Annotated in this window: 24 protein-coding genes; 11 read left to right on the top strand and 13 right to left on the bottom strand. The window is 50.8% G+C overall.

Annotated elements, in window-relative coordinates:
- Positions 1-30 precede the first annotated feature (30 nt).
- Positions 31-516, top strand: a complete 486-nt coding sequence (locus tag D4L85_RS30530; protein ID WP_160144101.1) for a hypothetical protein — start codon at positions 31-33, stop codon at positions 514-516.
- Positions 419-1,141, top strand: a complete 723-nt coding sequence (locus D4L85_RS30525; protein WP_335621954.1) for a DUF6544 family protein — start codon at positions 419-421, stop codon at positions 1,139-1,141. Before D4L85_RS30530 ends, D4L85_RS30525 begins: the two co-directional genes overlap by 98 nt.
- A 41-nt stretch (positions 1,142-1,182) precedes the next feature.
- Here the strand turns inward: D4L85_RS30525 and hemN are convergent, their stop codons facing one another.
- The 6 genes from hemN to D4L85_RS30495 all read right to left on the bottom strand — a co-directional run bounded on the left by hemN (position 1,183) and on the right by D4L85_RS30495 (position 7,916).
- On the bottom strand, positions 1,183-2,550 hold the full coding sequence (gene hemN / locus D4L85_RS30520) for an oxygen-independent coproporphyrinogen III oxidase (protein ID WP_119757913.1): 1,368 nt from the start codon (positions 2,548-2,550) through the stop codon (positions 1,183-1,185).
- Positions 2,510-2,719, bottom strand: coding sequence for a cbb3-type cytochrome oxidase assembly protein CcoS (gene ccoS / locus D4L85_RS30515; protein ID WP_119757912.1), 210 nt, complete (start codon positions 2,717-2,719; stop codon positions 2,510-2,512). Before ccoS ends, hemN begins: the two co-directional genes overlap by 41 nt.
- Positions 2,698-5,124: a heavy metal translocating P-type ATPase gene (locus D4L85_RS30510; protein ID WP_119757911.1), complete on the bottom strand. Its 2,427-nt coding sequence runs from the start codon at positions 5,122-5,124 to the stop codon at positions 2,698-2,700. Before D4L85_RS30510 ends, ccoS begins: the two co-directional genes overlap by 22 nt.
- Before the next feature lie 22 nt (positions 5,125-5,146).
- Positions 5,147-5,998, bottom strand: a complete 852-nt coding sequence (locus D4L85_RS30505; RefSeq protein ID WP_119757910.1) for a universal stress protein — start codon at positions 5,996-5,998, stop codon at positions 5,147-5,149.
- Between the two features lie 151 nt (positions 5,999-6,149).
- The gene (locus D4L85_RS30500) at positions 6,150-6,605 is read right to left on the bottom strand and encodes a pyridoxamine 5'-phosphate oxidase family protein (RefSeq protein ID WP_119757909.1); all 456 of its coding nucleotides are present in this window, start codon (positions 6,603-6,605) and stop codon (positions 6,150-6,152) included.
- A 15-nt stretch (positions 6,606-6,620) separates the two neighbouring features.
- Positions 6,621-7,916 (bottom strand): acetyl-CoA hydrolase/transferase family protein, encoded by a 1,296-nt coding sequence (locus tag D4L85_RS30495; RefSeq protein ID WP_119757908.1) that lies wholly within the window; start codon positions 7,914-7,916, stop codon positions 6,621-6,623.
- A gap of 293 nt (positions 7,917-8,209) precedes the next feature.
- On the opposite strand from D4L85_RS30495, the gene D4L85_RS30490 reads away from it, so the two are divergent.
- From D4L85_RS30490 to D4L85_RS30480, 3 genes are read left to right on the top strand one after another with little or no spacing between them, the layout of a single operon-like run.
- Positions 8,210-8,644: a hypothetical protein gene (locus D4L85_RS30490; RefSeq protein WP_119757907.1), complete on the top strand. Its 435-nt coding sequence runs from the start codon at positions 8,210-8,212 to the stop codon at positions 8,642-8,644.
- Positions 8,645-8,661: 17 nt separating this feature from the next.
- Entirely contained in the window at positions 8,662-9,162 is a 501-nt protein-coding gene (locus D4L85_RS30485; RefSeq protein WP_119757906.1) for a YciE/YciF ferroxidase family protein, read from the top strand.
- 9 nt (positions 9,163-9,171) lie between these two features.
- On the top strand, positions 9,172-9,897 hold the full coding sequence (locus tag D4L85_RS30480; RefSeq protein ID WP_119757905.1) for an LOG family protein: 726 nt from the start codon (positions 9,172-9,174) through the stop codon (positions 9,895-9,897).
- Positions 9,898-9,929: 32 nt separating this feature from the next.
- On the opposite strand, the gene D4L85_RS30475 is transcribed toward D4L85_RS30480, so the two are convergent.
- Positions 9,930-12,305 carry an ABC transporter permease gene (locus tag D4L85_RS30475; protein WP_119757904.1) on the bottom strand — a complete coding sequence of 792 codons (2,376 nt, stop codon included), beginning with the start codon at positions 12,303-12,305 and terminating at the stop codon, positions 9,930-9,932.
- Between the two features lie 144 nt (positions 12,306-12,449).
- Positions 12,450-12,683 carry a T9SS type A sorting domain-containing protein gene (locus D4L85_RS30470; RefSeq protein WP_119757903.1) on the bottom strand — a complete coding sequence of 78 codons (234 nt, stop codon included), beginning with the start codon at positions 12,681-12,683 and terminating at the stop codon, positions 12,450-12,452.
- A gap of 240 nt (positions 12,684-12,923) precedes the next feature.
- Here D4L85_RS30470 and trhA point away from each other — a divergent pair, with 240 nt between their 5' ends.
- The 6 genes from trhA to D4L85_RS30440 all read left to right on the top strand — a co-directional run bounded on the left by trhA (position 12,924) and on the right by D4L85_RS30440 (position 17,137).
- Positions 12,924-13,550, top strand: a complete 627-nt coding sequence (trhA, locus tag D4L85_RS30465; protein ID WP_119757902.1) for a PAQR family membrane homeostasis protein TrhA — start codon at positions 12,924-12,926, stop codon at positions 13,548-13,550.
- A 184-nt stretch (positions 13,551-13,734) separates the two neighbouring features.
- Entirely contained in the window at positions 13,735-14,580 is an 846-nt protein-coding gene (locus D4L85_RS30460; protein ID WP_119757901.1) for an ABC transporter ATP-binding protein, read from the top strand.
- Positions 14,577-15,386 (top strand): hypothetical protein, encoded by an 810-nt coding sequence (locus D4L85_RS30455; protein ID WP_119757900.1) that lies wholly within the window; start codon positions 14,577-14,579, stop codon positions 15,384-15,386. The genes D4L85_RS30460 and D4L85_RS30455 overlap by 4 nt, the downstream gene beginning before the upstream one ends.
- Positions 15,387-15,398: 12 nt before the next feature.
- The gene (locus D4L85_RS30450; protein ID WP_119757899.1) at positions 15,399-15,767 is read left to right on the top strand and encodes a GntR family transcriptional regulator; all 369 of its coding nucleotides are present in this window, start codon (positions 15,399-15,401) and stop codon (positions 15,765-15,767) included.
- Positions 15,768-15,778: 11 nt separating this feature from the next.
- Positions 15,779-16,504, top strand: a complete 726-nt coding sequence (locus D4L85_RS30445; RefSeq protein ID WP_119757898.1) for a hypothetical protein — start codon at positions 15,779-15,781, stop codon at positions 16,502-16,504.
- A gap of 60 nt (positions 16,505-16,564) precedes the next feature.
- Positions 16,565-17,137 (top strand): hypothetical protein, encoded by a 573-nt coding sequence (locus tag D4L85_RS30440; RefSeq protein WP_119757897.1) that lies wholly within the window; start codon positions 16,565-16,567, stop codon positions 17,135-17,137.
- Positions 17,138-17,262: 125 nt separating this feature from the next.
- On the opposite strand, the gene D4L85_RS30435 is transcribed toward D4L85_RS30440, so the two are convergent.
- From D4L85_RS30435 to D4L85_RS30415, 5 genes are all read right to left on the bottom strand, one after another.
- Positions 17,263-17,730 carry an ester cyclase gene (locus tag D4L85_RS30435; RefSeq protein ID WP_119757896.1) on the bottom strand — a complete coding sequence of 156 codons (468 nt, stop codon included), beginning with the start codon at positions 17,728-17,730 and terminating at the stop codon, positions 17,263-17,265.
- A gap of 114 nt (positions 17,731-17,844) precedes the next feature.
- Positions 17,845-18,228, bottom strand: coding sequence for a response regulator (locus D4L85_RS30430; protein ID WP_119757895.1), 384 nt, complete (start codon positions 18,226-18,228; stop codon positions 17,845-17,847).
- 146 nt (positions 18,229-18,374) lie between these two features.
- The gene (locus tag D4L85_RS30425) at positions 18,375-19,613 is read right to left on the bottom strand and encodes an MFS transporter (RefSeq protein WP_119757894.1); all 1,239 of its coding nucleotides are present in this window, start codon (positions 19,611-19,613) and stop codon (positions 18,375-18,377) included.
- Positions 19,614-19,636: 23 nt separating this feature from the next.
- Positions 19,637-20,416, bottom strand: coding sequence for a 3-ketoacyl-ACP reductase (locus tag D4L85_RS30420; RefSeq protein WP_119757893.1), 780 nt, complete (start codon positions 20,414-20,416; stop codon positions 19,637-19,639).
- 3 nt (positions 20,417-20,419) lie between these two features.
- Positions 20,420-21,565 carry a Gfo/Idh/MocA family protein gene (locus D4L85_RS30415; protein WP_119757892.1) on the bottom strand — a complete coding sequence of 382 codons (1,146 nt, stop codon included), beginning with the start codon at positions 21,563-21,565 and terminating at the stop codon, positions 20,420-20,422.

Below are 21,565 nucleotides of genomic sequence, written 5' to 3'. Positions count from 1 at the left end.
TGATGAAGTTCGATGCAAATTCCTCTGCCTATGATCCGCCTGCTATTTGCCATCCCGCTCATGATCCATGGGCTTATCCACCTGATGGGGTTCTCCAAGGAATGGAACCTGGGACCCCCCAGTATGCTGAAACACAAGACGACGATTCCGCTCACCATGACCGCCGCAAAGACCGCCGGCTTGCTTTGGTTATTCGCGTGTTGTTTACTGATGGGAACGGCCGTCCTTTACCTCGTGCAAAAAGATTGGTATTGGATGGTTGGTATAGGTGGCGTTGTGCTGTCTCAGGGGTTGATCATGCTGTATTGGCGGGACGCGAAATACGCCACGATCCTTAACGTGATCATCCTGGTGGTATTGATTTTGGCAGGAGCACAATCAAAATTTGACAAAAGGCGTAGACAGCGAAGTTTCGGCAATGCTTCGTGCATCGGTTTCATCCGCAAGCTTATCTTCACGCCGGACAGATCTTCCGCAGGTCGTACAGAAATGGCTAACGGCATCTGGCGCTTTTGACAGACCGGTGTCCGCGATCAGGATCTCACAATCCGGCGCGATGCGCACAACACCCGAAGGGAAATGGATGGACTTTCAAGCCACGCAGTTCTGCACGATCGACCCGCCGTCCTTTATCTGGAAGGCGAGGATCAGCGCTGCGCCGTTCCTCTTCATCGCAGGCAGGGATAAATATGAAAACGGAAAAGGCCAAATGCTGATAAAGCCGTTGGCGATCTATACAATGGCAAATGCTTCGGGAAATGAAATCGACCAGGGGACAATGCTTCGATTTATGGGTGAAATGATCTGGTATCCTGAGGCGGCCATGATGGATTACATCCACTGGGAGGAAGTCGCTCCCGACCAAGCGCTGGCCACGATGACCTACAAGGGTGTGACGGCTACCGGAACCTTCACCTTCCACCCAAACGGTTTGGTGCAGCGTTTCTCCGCCGAACGCTTTGGCGATTTCCAAGGGGAATTCAGAAAGGAAACGTGGCAAGTAGACGTCACCGGCTATCAGAAAATGAACAACCGTGAAATACCCGAGGCATGTGAAGTATCTTGGATATTGAAATCGGGGGATTTCCTGTGGCTTAAGCAAGAGATCATTAAAATCGAATACATAACGGCAAACCACTGAGTCCATTGGCCAGGATCGTAGAGCTCCTGAGTGCCGATGATTCAGATCGCTTTGCTGAAGATATTTTTTTGTTCGTCTATTCTTTCCATTCGCTTATCGAACACCCGGCAGATATTCCGGATAAAGGGCTGGCCTGCCGTGGTCACTTTCAGGCTACCGTCGAATAAATAGAGGATGCCCTCTTTTTCCATTTCGATCAACGTATCGAGTAGGGGTCGGTCGACCACTTGTTCAAGGAGTTCGCGGTCCAACTCGCCCTGGCAACTGATCTGAAGAATGCATTGCTTTATCAACAGATCTTCTTCCGTCAGCAAGTGGCCCTTCACGATGGCGGTGCCATCCTTTCGAATCGCGTCGGCGTATTCTTCCACCTTCTTTTTGTTTTGGGCGTAAGCATAATGTGAGTCGCTGATGGCCGATGCGCCAAGACCGATCAGCAGGTCCGTCTGGTTGGTGGTGTAGCCCATGAAATTCCGGTGGAGCTTTTTTTGTATATGGGCTTTGAACAACTCGTCGGCGGGCAGGGCAAAATGATCCATGCCGATGTCGGCATAGCCGGCTTTCCGCAGTTTGTGCCGGCCTAGTTCGTAGAGATGTCTTTTCAGGTAGTGGGAGGGGAGATCGCCTTCGTCATACCCGCGCTGACCGGGCCGCAGCCAGGGAACGTGCGCATAGCTGTAGAATGACAATCGATCGGGACGCAACGTGAGCACCTTGTCGATCGTATCCGAAACGGTGAAGGGCGTTTGGAACGGCAGCCCATAGATCAAGTCGAAGCTCACCGATTTGTAGCCGATTTCGCGGGCCAGCCGGGTGACGTGCTCCAGGTTTTCGAAGGGCTGTATGCGGTGTATGGTATGCTGCACTTTTTCGTCGAGGTCTTGAACCCCGAAGCTCACACGCGTGAAGCCCAGTTCGTAGAGCATGCGCAGGTGTCCCTCCGTGGTGTTGTTGGGATGGCCTTCAAAGCTGAATTCAAAATCGTTGTGTAGCGAAACGCCTTCCAGCAGGGAGGTGATGAGCCATTGCAGGTTTTGGATGCTGAAGAAGGTTGGCGTGCCGCCACCAAGGTGCAGCTCGCGGATCACGGGCTTTCGTCCGAAGATCGTTTTATAGTGCTCCCACTCTTTTAACAGCGCTTGTATATAGGGGATCTCTACTGAGTGATTGCGCGTGATCCGCGTATTGCAGGCACAATAAGTACACAGGCTTTCGCAAAAAGGAAGGTGGAGATAGAGGCTTATTCCCTTTTTGTCGTTGGACTCATCAAACGCGCGACGTACGGACGCGATCCATTCTTCTTCCGTGAAATTCGCGGTGTCCCAGGCCGGTACGGTGGGATAGCTGGTGTAGCGCGGTGTGGGGAGGTCATATTTCTTCAGGAGGGCCGATGCGTTCTGGTCTTTCATTTTTTTTGTCGTTAGCAGGTTCAGGTTGTGGTTTGTCTTCGAACAACATGCGCACGGAGGGCGAATAAGTGTCGTCGAACTGGCCGCTTTTCAGGCTCCATAAAAATGACAGGAGAAAGCCCACGGCAATCACGAGACTGATCGAGATCAGGATGATAATGATTCCCATAGGCGTCGGGTTAAGGTGTGGACTAGTTTTCGGCGCGCAACAAAGTTGACGGCGAGGGTTGAAAAGCCCACCACGCTGATGCTGCTCACCGGCATGAGTATGGCGGCGACCAGGGGCGTGAGGTGGCCGGTGACGGCGAAGCCCAAGGCGATGGTGTTGTAAAAGAACGAGATGCCGAACGCTATTTTCAGGATGATCGACGAGTAGCGGGACAGGTCGAGGAACTTGTCCAGGTGGTTCAGCCGGGCGCCGTCCAGGATGCCGTCGCAAGCGGGCGTGAAGATCCCGTTGTCGTCGGAGATGGCCAGGCCGACGTCGCTTTGTTTTAGTGCGCCGGAGTCGTTGAGGCCGTCGCCCACCATCATCACTTTTTTGCCGGCCTGTTGCAGGTTTTGGATGAACGCCAGCTTGTCGTGCGGGTCTTGGTCGAAGCGCAAGTTCACGGAAGGGTGAAAGATCTTTTGCATGCTGGCCTTGTCTGCGTCATTATCGCCGGAAAGCAACGCCAAGCATTTCTTTCCCAATCGCGCCAGCATATTTTTGAGCTGAGGCCGGATCTTCACCGTGATGATGAAATACCCCCTGACCTCGTCGTCGATGGAAATAAATACGACCGAGGCATGCGGGTCCAGCTTTTCATAAAACCCGACAAACTCCGCCGACCCGACTTTGATGTATTTCCCGGCGATCACGCCCTGCACACCCTTTCCAGGCAGCTCCTTAAAATTTGAAAGATCCAGGGTATCGCGCGCGTGAATGGACTTGGAAATGATCTTGCTTAGGGGATGCGTCGACGCCGCCGTTAGAACCTTTATCGCTTCGCGTTCCAGCGCATTCAGATCGCCTGCAAATTCCACGGCCGGCTCGCGGCCATAGGTCACGGTTCCGGTCTTGTCAAAAACAACGGCATCGATGGCGGCAAGCCGTTCAATGACATCGGCATTTTTCAGATAGAGTCCATGCTTCCCAAACACACGAAGCATGCTGCCATAGGTAAACGGAGCAGCCAAAGCCAGCGCACAAGGGCAGGCCACCATGAGCACCGAGGTGAGCACGAGCCACATTTGTTGAGGAGCCAAAACGTACCACACACCGGCGGTAACCATGGCCAGCACGATCACGATCCACGTAAATTTCCGCGCCGAGCGGTCGATTATTTTTTGATATTGCCGCTCTTCGGTTTTGCGGAATGTGTCGTTGTTCCACAGGCTTGTCAGGTGACTTTGCGAGGTCATCTTTTCAGCCGTGAGCGTCACGGGTTGGCCGATGAGACGGCCACCGGCATATACGCGGTCTCCTTTTTTTATTTTTATCGGTTTGCTTTCCCCCGTAACAAAACTGTAGTCGAACAAGGCATCGTGATCGTTCAGCACCGAATCTGCCGGAACGATCTCCATGTTCCTGATCTTTAGGATGTCGCCTTTTTCCAATTCGTAAATGATCACCGGCTTCCAAGTGTTGTCAACGAGCCGGTTTACGGCCAGCGGGAAGTAGGAATTAAAGTCGCGATCGAACGCGAGGCTCTCATAGGTTTTTCCCTGGAACCATCGGCCGATCAGCAGAAAGAATACCAGGCCCGTGAAGGAGTCCAGGTAGCCTGGTCCGGTGCCGGAAAGAATATCAAAAGTGCTGCGCAGGAATAATGCCAGGAGCCCGGCGGCGATGGGCACATCGATGTTGATTTGTTTCTGGCGGAAGCTTTTAAACGCGGAAAGGAAATATTCGGAAGCGCTATAGAAAAATACGGGCGCGGAGAGCGCCAGGTTCAGCCACGAGAAAATAGATTTTAACGAAGCGTCGTGATTGTCCAGCCCCAGGTATTCGGGAAAGCTAAAGAGCATGATGTTGCCAAAACAAAATCCGGCAATCGCCAGTTTGTAAACCAGCGTGCGTCCCGACGCGGATTTTGTCCGGGCATCCTGCTCGCTGTCCTGGCGGATGACAGGCGCATAGCCTACCGCGGCCAACAGGTCCGCCAGTTCCGAAAGTTTGACCTGCCTGGGGTCGAATGCGATGGCCACGGTTTTGTGGCCAAAACTTACTTCTGCTTTAAAGACCCCAGGGTTCAGCTTTCGCAAATTCTCCAATAGCCAAATGCAGGAAACACAATGTACCGCGGGAACGTGGAACGTAATGCTCGAACGTTCCGGCGAGTCAAACGACAATAATTTCTGCCGCACTTCCGGGGCATCGAGATAAGCATATGATCCGGTCCGGGCATTTTTCAACGATGTTCCCGCCTGGCGATCTAATTCATAGTAGGTGCAGAGGTTATTCGAGCTCAGGATCTCAAATACGGTTTTGCAACCTTCGCAGCAAAAAGGTTTGTCGTCAAACCAGGCGGTGTCCTCGCAAGGCTCGCCACAATGAAAGCATACTACGGATTCAACTACGCCGGTCGTCATCGTTAACGTTTTTGATTTGCTGCTAGGCTTCAACGGTCTCGTCCTTCAGTGCGTAGGTCCACACCAATACTTTCGTATGATTGACCACGTCTTCGGCCAGGCTGCCATAGATGAGATGGGAGACCCCTCTGCGGCCATGGGTGGCCATCGCGATGAGGTCGCCGCCCACCCGGTTGGCGAATTGAAGGATGCCTTGCTCCGTGTTGGTGTCGTTAACGATATTAAGTGTGTAGTTCTTCAGCATGAAGCGCTTGGCAAAGGCCTCCAACCGTTTCAGGGTAATGTCGTCGGAAGTGAAATTCAGCGGAGTGTTGATCCATACAATGTGCAGGTGCGCTCCAAAAAAGTTCTGCAAGGCTTTGACCTTCATGGTGAGGTCTTCCTGGTTTTCGGTGTCGAGTGTGTTGGGGAAGACAATATTTTTGATCGGGCCTTTGTAATAGTCTTTCAATACAAGGACCGGGGCCGCGGAACTGCGGACGATTCGCTCGGCATTGGATCCAATAAAGAATTCGCGCGCACCGCTGGCGCCGTGAGAGCCCATCACCACCAGGTCGATGCCCTGGTCAACGATATAATCCTGAATTTTCGCGTGTACCGATCCGAATTCAACCACGGTCTTTACAGCGACTTCGCCGGGTTTGTGCTTTTCCAGTATTTTCGCAAATGACTTTTCTGCATTTTCCTTCAAGTCGTCGAGAAGTTCTTGTTCGAAATTCAGAACGGGCATGATCACGGTGTCGTGCAGAATAGGGAGTTCAATCACATTCATGAAATGAACGGAACCTCCGGACTGAAGCGCCATGTCCAGCGCAAACCGGAATGCATTGATCGCCGGCTTGGAGAAATCACAGGGGACGAGTATTTTTTTCATGACTTTGTCAGTTTTAATGATGGTCTAAAAGTAGCCCTGACGTTTGAGTCACTGCGTGAGGCCCGTCAGCCGGTAAACTGATTTATGTCAGTTTTTGGAGTATGTCGCACTGTGGAAGGAAGGGTAGTATTCTGAGAGATGATAGCGAGGTCTATTTTGATTCCCCATTTTCAAATCTTCCCGTCATCTCATCCACGGCAATCCGGAAGAGCACGGGTTTCTTTTCTTTGAGCAGCTCTTGGCCGGTCGTGTTGAAAACGGGCTTGACCGATTCGCTGGTGTTGTAGACCTTGAACCGGTCGTCGAGAAGTTCCAGGGTTTTGTCCTGGGCCGCGGGTGTCGTTATTTCTTCAAACTTTCCCCAGATCACAACGCTTCTCCAATGGACCATGTCATCGATCTGATCCACCTGGAAACACACGTTCGGATTTTTGCGCATCATCGTGATCTTTAAACCTTCCTTGGCGTGAGCATAGAGGTAGCCCTTCTCGAACACGTAGGAGAGTGGCACGATGTACATTTTTCCGGAAACGTGGCATCCTATCCTTCCAACCAATTCGGAAAGCAACACCCGCTCGCATTGATTTTTTGTCAGGGAACCCAGCATATACTTTTTGAGGTCTTAATAGTAAGTGCGCTCAAATTCATAGTTGTGGAACCGTTGGAAAGCAGCTTGCTCGAGCGCTTCGCGATGGTTGGGGTGCGCGATGTTGATCAGGGCTTTTGCCCGCTGGCGCATGTTCTTGCCATAGAGATAGGCAATACCATATTCCGTAACAATGTAGTGGGCATGCGCCCGCGTGGTCACAACACCCGCGCCCGGCTTGAGAAAGGCTGCGATCTTCGATTCGCCCTTGCGGGTCGTGGAAGGTAAAGCGATGATCGGCTTTCCTCCTTCCGAAAGTGCGGCACCACGCATGAAATCCATTTGTCCCCCAACACCCGAGAAATGATACGTGCCGATGGAATCGGAACACACCTGCCCGGTAATGTCCACTTCGATGGCGCTGTTGATGGCAGTCACTTTTGGATTGGTGCGGATCACCGAGGTGTCGTTCACATAGTCGATGTTGAGCACGCTCACGGCGGGATTGTCATCCACAAAATCGTATAGCCTGCGGCTACCCAGCAAGAAAGAGGTGACGGTCTTGTTGCGATATTTCCGTTTGTGTTGATTGGTCACGATCCCTTTTTCAATCAACGGAATGATGCCATCGGAAAACATTTCAGTGTGAACGCCCAGTTCCTTGTGGTTGGTGAGCGATCCCAAAACGGCGTCTGGGATGGAGCCGATACCCATCTGCAGCGTAGCGCCGTCTTCCACCAATTCCGCACAATGCATCCCAACGCGATGGGCGATCTCGTCGTCCGGATTGCCGTTCGGGACTTCGGGAAGTTCCTGTTCCATCAGCACCATCGTGTCGAACTTATCCTGGTGAATGATCCCGTCGCCAAGCGTGCGCGGCATGCGTGGATTGACCTGGGCAATGACGTGCCGGGCCGTTTGAACGGCAGCCCCGGCAATATCGACCGAAACTCCCAGCGAGCAATACCCGTGCTTGTCGGGTGGTGATACCTGGACCAAGGCAACATCCAGGGGAAGAATATTTCTCTTGAACAGGAGCGGGATCTCGCTGAGGAAGATGGGGACATAATCGGCGCGGCCGTCATTGACGGCGCCCCGCACGCATTCCGACACGAATAAAGAATTCATCCGGAAACTCTTTTGGTATTGGGGGTCGGTAACGATGGGTTGCCCTTGCAGGCTAATGCTCACCAACTCCACATTCCAAAGTTCGGCCGAACGCTCGGCAAGCTTCTTCAACAGGTAATGCGGTGTGGCCGCGCCACCGTGTATGTAAACACGATCGCCGGGTTTGATCACCTTGACAGCGTCTTCTCCATTGAGATATTTCATATGGCTGGTGTTTAAATGGTAATGGTTAATTTCCGACAATGACGGTCAATTTCCTACAGATAAACGGCGGCTTGCATTTTCTTTAAGTACATCATCACAGCGCATTGTCTTTTTGATTTTGGTCATAAAACTAAAGCCACCCCCGCTACCCTGGCATGACAAAAGTCATGGCGGACGATAATCTTCATCAGCAACGGCGATAGCGCGGAGCGGGTGACCAAAATCAGGGTGTAACAAAACAAACATCAGGGTAAAGCCTTGGCCGATATCCTACCTTTCGAAAAAGAAAAGATATGATCAGCGTAACAGGAGTAACCAACAACTACGTGTTGCAGCCGGCTTTGCTGGAGAAACACACGAAGACCCTTGACTGGCTATCGGCCACCGTGCTCTGGAAAAGCGAGCTGGCCTTCTTTCAACGCCAACTTGAAGACTTGGCCGCTTTGAGGCTGATGCGGGAAGATAGAAGCGAAGTAAATCATTTTCAAAACCTGGTCCTCTTCTACACCGTCGAGGTCATCGAGGATATGCGGAAAAAATTGCGCAACCATGAGAGCAAATTGGCCCGGATGCTGGAAACAAGAAGTGAATGGGAGATCCAATATTATAAGGAACACGGCGAACTCATGGAGGAGGCCGAGGCGCTGTCTGCACGCTTCGAAAAACTCAAGGCAGACTTGAAGGCGGCGATCGTGAAGCTAGCCACAGAAAATACTGACAACTATTGAATGTAAAAAAATCCCCCATGAAACAGAACATAAACACACTGGAAGAAGCGTTGGTGCTGGAATTGGAAGCACTATACCAAGCCGAGGCAAAACTACGGGAGGGCTTGAAAAAAATGACGACGATCATTCAGTCACCCAAGCTCCAGGACATTCTCAAACGCTACCTGGAAAGCTGCGACCATAAAAGAACGAAAGTCGATCGTGTATTTTCATACCTGAACCGCGAGCCCCGGTCGTGTCATACCCACGTGGTTGACGAGTTCATCAACGAGTTGTATGACCGGCTCAAGTTTGCGCAGGAACCCATGGTGCAGAACCACGTGCTGGTCAGCGAACTGTTGCGGATCAACCGGTATAAGGCCAGCGCCTACGAAGCATCTTTGCACTATGCGGAGACGCTTGGGTTGGAGACGGCAGCCGACTTGCTGCAAACGATCGTGCATTGGGAAAAGAACGACGAGCGCGAGTTGCTGGAACTTTTCTTTCATGAATGGAGCGAGGAAAATGTATTGTTATAAGAAAGCGCCATGCAGAAAGCAGGATCGGAGATAGAATTCCTCTCAGGGCCGCAGTCGCGATGGGAGGAATTCCGGTTTATCATAAAAGTATTTGTCGAATTTATAAAAGGATTCCGGGCACTGCATTTTGTGGGACCCTGTGTTACTTTTTTTGGATCGGCCCGGTTTGATGAAAAGCATGTGTTTTACACAGACGCCCGGCACCTGGCGGCGCGTGTTGCCCAGCTGGGGTTCACCGTCATGACCGGTGGAGGACCGGGCCTGATGGAAGCTGCGAACCGTGGTGCCAAAGAAGTGGGCGGCAGATCGGTCGGCTGCAACATCATGTTGCCTACCGAACAAGTTCCCAATGCCTACCTCGACAAATGGGTAAACATCCGTTATTTCTTTGTCCGGAAAACGTTGTTGATCAAATACTCCTTTGCTTTTATTGTCCTCCCCGGCGGCTTTGGCACGATGGACGAATTCTTTGAGGCCGTCACCCTCACCCAAACCAAGAAGATATTACCCTTCCCGATCATTATTTTCGATCGCGATTTCTACAAAGATCTGGTCGATCAACTCGAGTGGATGAAAAAGAAACACACGATCTCGGATGAGGACCTTCAACTGATCTTGGTGACCGACTCGATCGACGAAGCGTTGGATTTTATAAAAGAGAAAAGCATCAATCGCTATGGTCTCGTGCCAGAAAAGAAGCAATCGCCAATGCGCTGGCTTTTTGAAAAGGGATGACATTGCCAGCAGGGATGTACCCGATCGACTTGCTATGTGCTCCTCAACGCGTGGACGGGATTTGCAGTCGCTCCTGTCCATATCGTGAGGCTGGTCGAGAACATTCCGATCAAGAACACAAACATTCCACTGGTCACAATGGTAATGATATCCACGTCAATATGTTGAGCAAAAAGACTTGCGAGTAATCCATTCGTAAGCCTGTAGCCTCCATACCCACCCAAAAGCGTTGCGATCAAAAGGATCACAGCAAATTCTTTATTGACAAGTTTCAAAATGCTGGCGACAGAGGCACCCAATACTTTTCGAACACCGATCTCTTTTGTGCGCCGGGTCATGTTCAGGTTGGCCATCGCATAAAGACCGGAAACGGATAACAAACATCCCAACACCGTCATGAAGAAAAAGATCTTGCTGAGATTGCGATTGTAAATATTCGCTTCCTGGTACACGATCTCGGGTTGCAGGTCAGTTTGAAGGGGCTTGTCGGGATAGATTTTTTTCCATTGCCGGTCGATGTACTGCCGGGTCTCCGGCAACGTCGCGGCTTCCGCGCGCACCACCAGGATCTGGTATTGGCTGGGTTTCGCAAGGCGGTATAGGTAGTTCTCGGTGTTGTCGCTCTCCAGGTCCGTCAGGTGATCGCTCACGACACCGACAATGGTCAGGGTTTCGCCTTCCACTTCGACTTTCGTTTCCAGGGGATGTTCCAGGCGATTTCGTCTTACGAAATTTTCATCTACAACCACAGACCGGTTGTCAACCGTATCGGTCGCAGGAAACAGTCTGCCGGAGATGAGCTTTAGGCCCACGGTCGAAAAATAATCAGGGCCGACCTCGTAGACGGTTGCATTAAATTTTTCTCCCGCAAGGCTGGCCGGTCTTTCGGGTGCATTGATAAAAGCGAAATGATGAACGGAGGGCGACATTCCGGTGATCCGGTGATCGCCTTGTATCGCCTCGCGGAGGGCTTCGGCTTCATGAGGACCTTGTATCAATGCGGTGATGAGCATGTCTTTTTCGTAGCCAAAACTGATGTTGTCCTGGTAGGTGGCGTTGCGCGTGAAAACGGTTCCGGCGATCAGCACGACCGTACAGAGCGCAAATTGCATGACGAGCAGGCTTCGGGTGAAGAGGTTTGTGCCTCCGGGATTTTTGCCGCCCCTGAATAAAAGCAACGGGCTTTGCCGGCTTCCGAACACGGCCGGATAGAGACCCGCCAAAACGGCGCTGGCAAAAAGAACAATGGCCAGCGCGATCACCATGTTCATGCTATTCAGTTCCCGGAGTCCGTAGGGGAGTTCCCACATCGAGGCGAACTCCGGTATAATATAGAGTGCCAGGAAAAAGCCGGCACCCGCCGACAACGTGACCGTCATCAGGATCTCGCTAAAGAACTGAAGTCCGATCTGTAAACCGTTTGAGCCGGCGACTTTGCGGATGCCGATCTCTTTCAGTCGTTTCATGGAAAGGGCAAGCGTCGTGTTGGTAAGATTGAAGCAAGCAATCAACAGGATGATCCCGCCAAGCGTCATGAAGATCGTCAACGCAATAGAGGGAATGCGAAGGTGAAGATCGGATCGCCGGACATCGTTTGGGGAAATCGATTGACTAAACGGGACCAACTCATAACGCACCGACCCGGCCTCCGCCACAGCCGCATTGCGAAGGGCAGCATATTTTTTAAACTGATCGCCTATTGTCCCGGCCTGTGCAATGTCGGCGAGTTCAAACAAAACCGAGGCCGTGTGGGCGGATGCCCAATCGTTGTCTTTCACATCATAGAGATCCAGATAGTTTTCGATCCGCATCAGGATGTTTTCCGTGAACGTCGAATTGAACGGCGCATCCTTGAGCACTCCCCCGACGACGGCATTGAGTTTTTTGTTGTTGAAAGAAACGATCATTTCTTTTCCCAGGGGATCTTCGGCACCAAAATACTTCGCGGCAAACTTCTCGCTGATGAAAATGGAACTCTTGTCATCAAAGCTTTTGTAGGAACCCTGGGCAAGTCCCGGGGTGAACATCTTCAGAAAGCTTGAATCGGCAAAGAAGATGGTTTCATGAAAACCTTTTTCGCCGCGACTGAGATAGCCGCCGTCGCTGCAGTAGCGGGTGAAACGGGTGATGCCGGCAATGTCCTGGAGGGCGGCAGGTCCCAGGGGAAGCGGAGCCACCAGCTCTTTAAACGCGTCGCCACTATGGTCTTTCCGGTGATGCAAAACCTTGACCACATGGCTTACCCTGGTTTTGTCCACGGTGCTGTCAAATTCAAAATTGTAGGCGATCAGCAGATAGACCGTCATGGCGCATGCGATCGAGATCCCCATGCCGAGGGTGTTGATCAAAACATAGAGCTTGTTTTTCAACAGGTGCCTGAAGGCGACTTTGAGGTAGTTGGCGATCATTTTCGGTGAGGTTTGGATCCAGCACGTTAGACACCGAAGATCGCGTTCAGGTTACCAATAACGGTGAAAATCTATCCGTCGCGACGCTCCTCAAAAATAAAAAATACGCTTCAAAGCTTATTCCACAGCCTTAGGATTAACTCCTCACGGGTTGTGCCGGACCAGGACCTTTTGCATGGCAACGTTTTCATGATCGTTTGTGCGGATGAAATACATGCCTTCCGGCAGATGTCCCACCTGCATGTACTGGCCATCGCTCCGGGGTGTAACGACAACCGGCACCTCATCGCCCGACGCATCGTATAATTTTATCGTCAGGGTTCTGTTGTCAATCCGTATAAATTCGTCGGCTGGATTGGGATAGATATCGGGTCTCATTTTTTGGTTGGTTCAGGTTGCCGTAATGGTTATCGGGGTAGGAAATTTTGCGAAACCTTATAGGTTAGATACCAATTTCCCTTTAAAGGTTACAAAGGACAGCAAAAATATTTTCACCAGGACGTTCCGGAAAAGTTCAAAAAATCCAACCTCCGGGCCAGTGGGCAGTCCAGCCTGCTAAAACTTTCACGCTACCAACAGGGTTATAGGTGTAGATACCCGCAGCAGCGCGAGAACCCCATGGTGACTTATTCACGGAAACAAGAGATCGTTAACGGCCTGATCCACGGGATGGGAGCACTCTTTGGCATTAGCGGCCTGCCGGTATTAACGGGATTGGCCACGGCGCACAACAACACGGCCGGCATTGTGGGGTCGGGGATCTATGGTTTTTGTTTTTTGTTGTTGTTCACCTCTTCCACCATATTTCACCTGGCGCAAGACCGGATGGTAAAAAGTGTCTTTAAGATCTTCGATCACATCAGCATTTATTTTTTGATCGCCGGAACGTACACGCCTTTTCTCCTGGTATACATGAACGATTCCTTTGGCATTTCCTTGTTGTCCGTTCTCTGGGGACTGACGGTCTTCGGCATTGTTTTCAAGCTGCGGTATACCGGCAGGTTTGAAATGGTTTCCATCATCATCTACTTAATGATGGGGTGGATCATGGTGGTCGGTGGCCGGACATTTTTTGATCACTTACCGTTTCCGGTGATCGTCTTACTTTGCGTGGGAGCCGTGATCTATTCTGTCGGGATCATTTTTTATGTGTGGGACAAATACTTGTACACGCACGCCGTGTGGCACCTGTTTGTGCTGACGGCGGCCATCTGTCATTATGTGGCGGTTATGCTGGCGATGTAAGTCAAGTTCTCCGGATTTCGACAACGAGATACTCAACAATTGCAGCCCCTCGTTGAAGTTCGCTGGAAAGAGCTTCTCCGTCCTTAAATTCAGACCGTTAAGTTATTTTTTTTAGGATTTGGAATTCATAAGGAATTTTTTCTACCTTGGTGTACTAATTAAGTAGTACACTAATACACAAAACATGATCGATATTCAGAATTTGCATTTCCACTATGGAAAGAATCATGTATTTAAAGGAATTTCCACGACGCTTGAACCCGGTCATGTCTATGGCATATTGGGTAAGAACGGCACTGGAAAATCAACCTTATTGTATGCCATTGCGGGTCTGTTGTATCCGAAAGCCGGGAGCATCCAGGTGAATGGATTCGTTCCTGCGCGTCGCGAACCCGGGTTTTTGGAGGATATCTTTATGGTGCCGGAAGAATTTCATCTTCCGAACATTTCCATTTCGGATTTTGTAAAGTATCACAGCCCCTTTTATCCGAACTTCGACAAGGCGGCCTTTTATGACTTCGTCGGATCTTTTGACATTCCTCCCGACAGCTTGCTGCAAGGCATGAGCTACGGTCAGAAGAAGAAAGTGTTTATCAGTTTTGGTGTGGCCAGCAACGTGTCGGTGCTGTTAATGGATGAGCCGTCCAACGGACTGGACATCATCAGCAAAGGGCAACTTCGCAAAGTGATTGCCGGCGCGGCCACGGACTCTCGAACCATTTTGATCAGTTCGCACCAGGTCCAGGATCTTGAAAACTTGATCGACGAGGTGCTGATCCTCAAAGATACCGAGATCTTACTCAAACAAAGTCTCGACGCCGTGGCCCGCAAGCTGAGCTTTAAAATTTCCTTTGATCCCGACGATTTGAAAGATGCTTTGTTTTCGGAGTCGATCCTGCGCGGCAATACGATCGTAGCGCTAAACACGGAGGAGACGGAAAGCAATGTCGATTTGGAGTTACTCTATAAAGCCGCGATGGCCGATCCGAAGAAAATCAAGTCCATACTCAATAGCCATTCAGAAATATGAGATCTCAATCCCTTCAACTTAGCCGTTCATTTCTTTTCTTTAAGAAATATGCCTTCGAGAATCGCAAAGTCTACACGCTTCTTTACCTGGCCATCAGCGCTTTTTTAATTCTATGGTTGGGCGTTTACCTCACCTTTACAAACCCTTTTCTGTTCAGGGAAAGAAACCAGGTCGCATATTATTTTGCCACACTGTTTTTATCCGGATGCCTGTCGTCGGGATTGCTGTTTTCCGAGTTGGGTGTCAAACCAAAGGCGATCAACTATCTGTTGACACCCGCGTCGACCGGTGCGAAATTTCTATGCAATATTTTCTTCGGAGTGCTGGTGTTCTTTGCTGTATACTCGGCGATTTTTTACGTGATTGACTTGACGGCCGTAAGCATCGCCAATCGGAAATTTGATACCCATTGGCAGGTCGTCGATATCTTTCATTTGAACGACTTTGAAAACCCTTTCTTTGATGCGCCCCTGAGCGATTTGTTTTACCTGTACTTCCCGCTCCAGGCAGGCTTTATTCTCGCCTCTATTTATTTTAACAAACATGGACTTTTCAAAGCATTGGTAATCCTCGGCTTGCTTTGGGTGTGCTTTATCCTGCTTTTCTTGCTGGTTCATATGCTACTTCCCCAGGGACAGTTTTTGCAGGGAATTGATTCCTACGAAATAGTGGACCCCAGCGGCGACAACAAGGTGATCGTTATGCCCTACCTGTTGGCCAGTATCGCCATTATTTTTTCTAAGTTTTTGCTGACGCCGCTATTGTGGCTGGCATCCTATTTCCGGTTAAAGGAAAAGGAATTATAAACGGATAATAGAATGGAATTCAAAGAAACCCAGCCCATCTATTTACAGATCGCCGACTTCGTTTGCGAGAAGATCATATCGAAAACGTGGAGTGTAGAACAACGCATCCCTGCCGTCAGGGAACTGGCCGTGTTGTTGGAGGTCAACCCTAACACGGTGATGCGGACGTATGAATTTCTTCAGCAAAAAGATATTCTCTACAACCAACGCGGTGTCGGCTTGTTCGTGTCCCCGGGCGGACCAAAAAATGCCTTGGAGTACCGACGGTCCGAATTTATGCAAAAGGAGATGCCGTCGTTTTTTAAAAGCCTGCAGCTTTTGCAAATGGACCTGGACGACCTGGAACCGCTTTATAAAAAATATAAAAAACAAAATGCCTAATCCCCATCGCTATGAAACAACAGGGTGAGATAAAATTCAAGGAACGCGTTAAAGCCAGCAATATCATTTTACTAGGGCTTGTAGCGGCAAGCTTTGTTTTGACCGGCTTGACCACGGTAACGATAAACGTTAAGTTCCGGAACAAGGACTACCACAGTAGCAACAATGATGAATTGAAGTATGAAAGAATTCCGGTAAAGGATGCAAAAGTCGTTTCGCTGTCGAATCTGCCCAATTGCCGCATCGTCGCATCCGACTCCCTGCGATTGCGGGCGGCGCGGGAATATGTTTCGAGCTTTCGTGTTGCGCCATCGAACGATACGTTGCGCTTGAGTGCTCCGGCGTGTTGTCCGGGAAAAGAGGATGTCAATACACTGGTTCTGTACTTGCCCAGCGGCACCGTGGTGGTATCCGACTCCAGCAATATCGATTTGAAAGGCGGGCATGATTTTTTAAAGCGGCCTTCTTTTTCATTCTTTCTCAAAAGAAGCCACCTCACTTCAGAGGCCGTGGGGCGTCATGCTTTTTTTGAAAACCTGTCCATTGAGGGCTCCGGAAATTCGTCCGTGACCATTTCAGAATGGGTGCATATCATAAAACTCGATCTTTCCAATGTATATGATGCAGCGTTGCAAGGAGGCTTTAGCATCCAGGCACTGAAGACGTCTTTCACGATCGACTCAAATGTAACCGTGGTCCAAGAGAACAATCGAATCACGATCGGTTCGCCAAAGTGATGTATTCTTTTGACGCAATGCCCTTGGAGCGGAAAGTATCTTGAAATAAACTCAGCAATAATGTCTATATTGGCTGTTCAGGTGGACTTTCAAACCCCATCGCCCCTGGCCCTTATCGCCATGAAGTTTTTTTTGCAGGTCATTTTTATTTTTGGCGTCACGCGAATACTCGCCCAAGATGGCGCACCCATAAAAAGCGATAGCCTGGTCCTTCAGGACGAAAATCTCGTCACCGACCTTTTTGGTTTCGGAACGGACCCGATGAAATATCTCCGCTCATCCACACAACCGTCCCCCCAGACCCAAACACAGCCTGTGCGGAGCAAACACGAAAACAACGCCATCGATACCGCCTACCGGTTTGCCTTTGGAAGCGACATTTTTATCGTCCTGAAAACAAGTCACGGCGACGCTTCCGTGATCCACGCGGATGTGGAGACCCCGAGATTCAAAACCAAGCAAGGCATCGGCATCGGCATGACGACTGCCGATGTCATTAAAGCGCTCGAAGCCTTCAAGATAAAATCGATCACCAGATACCTCGTCTTGCGGGGCGACGATGCAAAGCATTATTTGATCGTATATTTTAAAGCGGGCAAAGTGGTATTCATGGAATATTTCACGCCACCATGAGAAAATTATCGCGCCGTGCATTCTTTGCGTTGACTTTGCTTGCTTGCCCGCCGAAGTTTTAGCGAAGGCGAGGCGGTTCAAAATGATTTAAAAAAAGCCGGGGCGACCCCGGCTTTTTCATTTGATTACGATGCTTTGATAAGACCCAGTTGCGTCAACGCCGTGACACCATCATCAAGTCCGATCTCTTCAACGATCTTACCGTTCACCAACTTCAAAACCGTTGTTCCAGTGAAATGCATTTTGCGCCCGGTCGCAGCCGGCAACGACCCTGCAAGAAAGTCGCTGAAAGCAGGACCGGTATGCGTGCCACCACCTTCCCAACGACCGACAACATAGTCGCCCTCCGCGATGAGATCCGCAGCTCCCCAAAATTTCAGATCGGGAAAAGCTGCCCTGAAATCTTGCATAAAGGCCTTGATGTCTTGCCGCCCACGGCGTGGATCATGCAACGAATACTGAAGCAGCATATCCGGCGATGCTAACTCATCCACAATACCGAGGTTACACGTCTCACCCCAAAAATCTGTAAACCAACGTCCCACAATGGCCTTGTTGATCTCTTCCTTCGATAATCCTTTTTGATTTTCCATAGTGTTAAATATTTAATTCAAAACTATAGCATGAGACAAAAGACTCGAACCCGATTCTTGCGAACTTTCCCAAATCCCAAATTCTACTGGCTACTGACTACTGGCTACTAAATTTTATACCTCCAACACCTCCTGCAACTTTTTTTGCTGTAAAGGTTTTGTCAAATAATCCGTCACCCCCAGCTTCTTTGTCCGTTCCATGTCCCTGGGGTCGTGCGAAGAAGTGACGACGACAATTTTTACCCGTTCTTTGCCGGCTACCTCGAGGCGATTGAAGGCTTCCAGGAAACTAAACCCGTCCATCACGGGCATGTTGAGATCCAATAGAATAATATCGGGAAGTGTCATGGCTCCCTGGTAGTATGAGTTGAAGAGATCCAGCGCTTCGCGTCCGTTCAATGCCGTGTGAATGTCTGTGGCCACCCCCAGGCGTTCCACTACTTTTTTGCTGAGGAAATTGAAAACGGCATCATCATCTACTAAGAGTACGTTTTTCATCTGATCAACGGTTTGATATCAAATAACTGTAGCGTTGCCGGTCGATCTTCGGAAGATCTCGGTGTCCGGCTTTCGTGTTATAAAATACGACTATTCTCCCGATTTTGAAAATCCTGCGTTATGCTGATGCCTGCGGTGCGTCCATTTCAGGTTTCCTCGATATAATTCATGTCTTTCTTAAAGGTCTCTTCCAGGTACAACAGCGCCACCATGCCCAGAGTGTAGGTGAGCAAGCCGGTGATCAGCGCGGCCGAGAGTGTGCCGGTATAATTTTTCAACAAGATGAAAAGAGACGACAAGGGAATGATCGTGGCCCTTACAAAGTTTGGTACGGTGGTTGCCACCGTGGCGCGCAGGTTGGAGCCAAAGAGTTCGGCGGCTACGGTAATGAATAGCGTCCAATAGCCGCTGCAGAATCCCAGGCACAAACACAAGATGTAATACTCGCTGGCGTGCTTAATCGAACCCAGCAAAAGCGTCAGGGCAAACAAGAGCGATCCTCCCATAAAAACGAAGATCACTTTTTTGCGGCTCTGCAAGTACTGGCTGAAAAAGCCGCTCACGAGATTGCCCGCCACCTGCGAGGCGAAAACAAACAACACGGCCTTTCCGGCATCGACCGGCTCATCGAGTTGCATGGCCTTGCCCAGTTCCGGGGCGAGGGTGATGAGGATGCCAACGACAAACCATATGGGCGCGCCCATGACGATGCAGGTCACGTATTTCAATATCCGGGTCTTGTTGTTGAACAACATGCGGAGGTCACCGCGCCGGGTGTTGGCTTCTTTCAGCTTGATGAAGATGCCCGATTCAAATACCCTCAAGCGCAAGGCCATCAGCAACAAGCCAAGTCCTCCGCCAATAAAATAAGACACACGCCACTCGAAAAAATGAACGATCGAAAACGCCAGCAGCGCACCGAATACACCCATGGTGGCGACCAGGGTGGTGCCGTAGCCCCGTATGGATTTGGGAAGGATCTCTACCACCAGCGTGACGCCCATACCCAATTCACCGGCCAACCCAAACCCGGCCAGGAACCGGAGCACGGCATAGCCTTCCACGGAAGTGACCAGTCCATTGCCGATGTTGGCCAGCGAGTAGATAAGAATGGAACCGAACAACACCGACAGGCGTCCCTTCTTATCGCCGAGGACGCCCCAAAATATTCCACCGATGAGCATGCCCGCCATTTGCAGGTTCAACAACCCAATGCCGGTCTTCAGCAATTGATCGTCGGCCAGGCCCAGCGACTTGAGGCTGGGCACCCGCACGATGTTGAACAGGAACAGGTCGTACATGTCGACTAAATAGCCTAAGGCCGCTACCAGAACTGGGATGGACGTTAGATGCTGGAACGTGCTTTTAGTGGATAGATCTTTCATTCAAATATTTTTTTAATCGGTTGTTACAATCGGGGTATGGTCATTCCACCATCCACCATGACGACCTGCCCGGTGGAGTAGGGGAAGTCGCCCTTGGCCAGCGCGGCCACGGCTTTTCCAACGTCTTCCGGTTCGCCCCATCGTTTCTGCACGCACAATCCTTCGGCGATGAGCTTGTCGTATTTTGCGGTCACGCCCGCCGTCATGTCGGTGTGGATCACACCGGGCCGTACTTCGTACACGGGGATGTCGAATTCACCCAGGCGCACGGCAAACAACTGTGTGGCCATGCTCAGACCGGCTTTCGCGATGCAATACTCACCGCGGTTGATCGACACCACCGTCGCGGAGATGGAAGAAATGTTGATGATGCTCGCACGGAATTCTGGGTCGCTTTTCTTTTGTGCGATCATCCATTGAGCCGCCTTTTGCGAGAGGAAATACGTGCCTTTCAAGTTAGTGGAAAGCACCTCGTCGAAACTCTCTTCGGTGGCTTCGAGGATGTCGCGCCGCTCCCGCGGTGCGATGCCGGCATTGTTGACCAGCACATGAAGTCTCCCGAAATGACGCCGGACGTCGGCCAGAATATTTTCGCGGTCGGCCGGCGATGAAATGTTTCCACGGCAATACACCACATCACTGCCCAAGGCTTTTAATGTATCGATGGCACCCGCGGCATCCGCTGCGGGGCGCACGCCATTGATGGCGAGGTCAAATCCGTTTTTGGCCAGTTGCTCGGCAATGCCAAAGCCGATGCCACGGCTGCCTCCGGTGATCAGTGCTACGCGTTTCATGGACTTCATGGTTTAAATTTCAGGAACATCAACCCAGCATCGCTTGCTCCAGCTCTCCAGACCTTTCTCGGCTAGTTGGACACCCTTCACGCCTTGCAGAAGATCCCATTGAAAAGGATCGTCTTGTGCCACGTGTTTCAGGAACAACTCCCACTGGGCTTTGAAAGCATTATCGAAGACTTCCTGCTCCGGCACTTTCGCCCAGCCCTCAAAAAAGTTAATGGGTTGGACGATGTCGGGATTCCATACAGGTTTGGGAGTATTGCCATAGTGTTGGATGTAGCATTCGCGCAAGCCGGCCACGGCCGAACCCTTGGTGCCATCTACTTGCAAGGTCAGCAAGTCGTCGCGGCGCACGCGCACGGTCCAGGAAGAGTTGAAGTGCGCGATCACGCCGCCTTCCAGTTCGAAGGTGGCATAGGCTGCGTCGTCGGCGGTGCATTTGTAGCGTTTGTTGCTTTCGTCGACCCGTTCGGGGATGTGGGTGGCGCCGAGGCAGGAAACGGCTTTCACTTTTCCAAAGACATTGTCGAGCACATAACGCCAGTGGCAGAGCATGTCCACGATGATGCCGCCGTCGTCTTCTTTGCGGTAGTTCCACGAAGGCCGCTGGGCTGGGATGGAGTCGCCTTCAAACACCCAGTAGCCGAATTCTCCGCGCACGGAAAGGATCTTGCCAAAAAAGCCTTGCTGGATGAGACGTTTCAATTTTAATATGCCCGGAAGCCAAAGCTTATCCTGTACAACACCGTGTTTCACGCCCGCATTTTTACAAAGCTGGTAGAGCTCCATCGCCTCTTTGGTGTCGACGGCCACCGGCTTTTCGCAGTAGATGTGTTTGCCGGCCTTCACGGCCTTTCGAACGCCTTCGGCGCGCCGGCCGGTGGTCTGCGAATCGAAGTAGATCTTGTTTTGCGGATCGGCCAGCGCCTCGTCGACGTTGGTGGTTATTTTTTTTATGCCCGACAAAACGCCGAGCCGTTGCAGCTTATCTTCATCGCGGCCGACCAGGATCGGGTCTGGGATGAGCCGGTCGCCCGACCGCAGTTTGATGCCGCCTTGTTTTATGATCTCGACAATGGATCGCAACAGGTGCTGGTTGGTGCCCATTCGTCCGGTGACACCATTCATGATGATGCCGATTTTCTGTTCTTTCAT

This window comes from Chryseolinea soli, from assembly GCF_003589925.1.
GTDB classification, from domain to species: Bacteria; Bacteroidota; Bacteroidia; order Cytophagales; family Cyclobacteriaceae; genus Chryseolinea; species Chryseolinea soli.
This window is presented reverse-complemented; position numbering and strand designations above follow the sequence as displayed.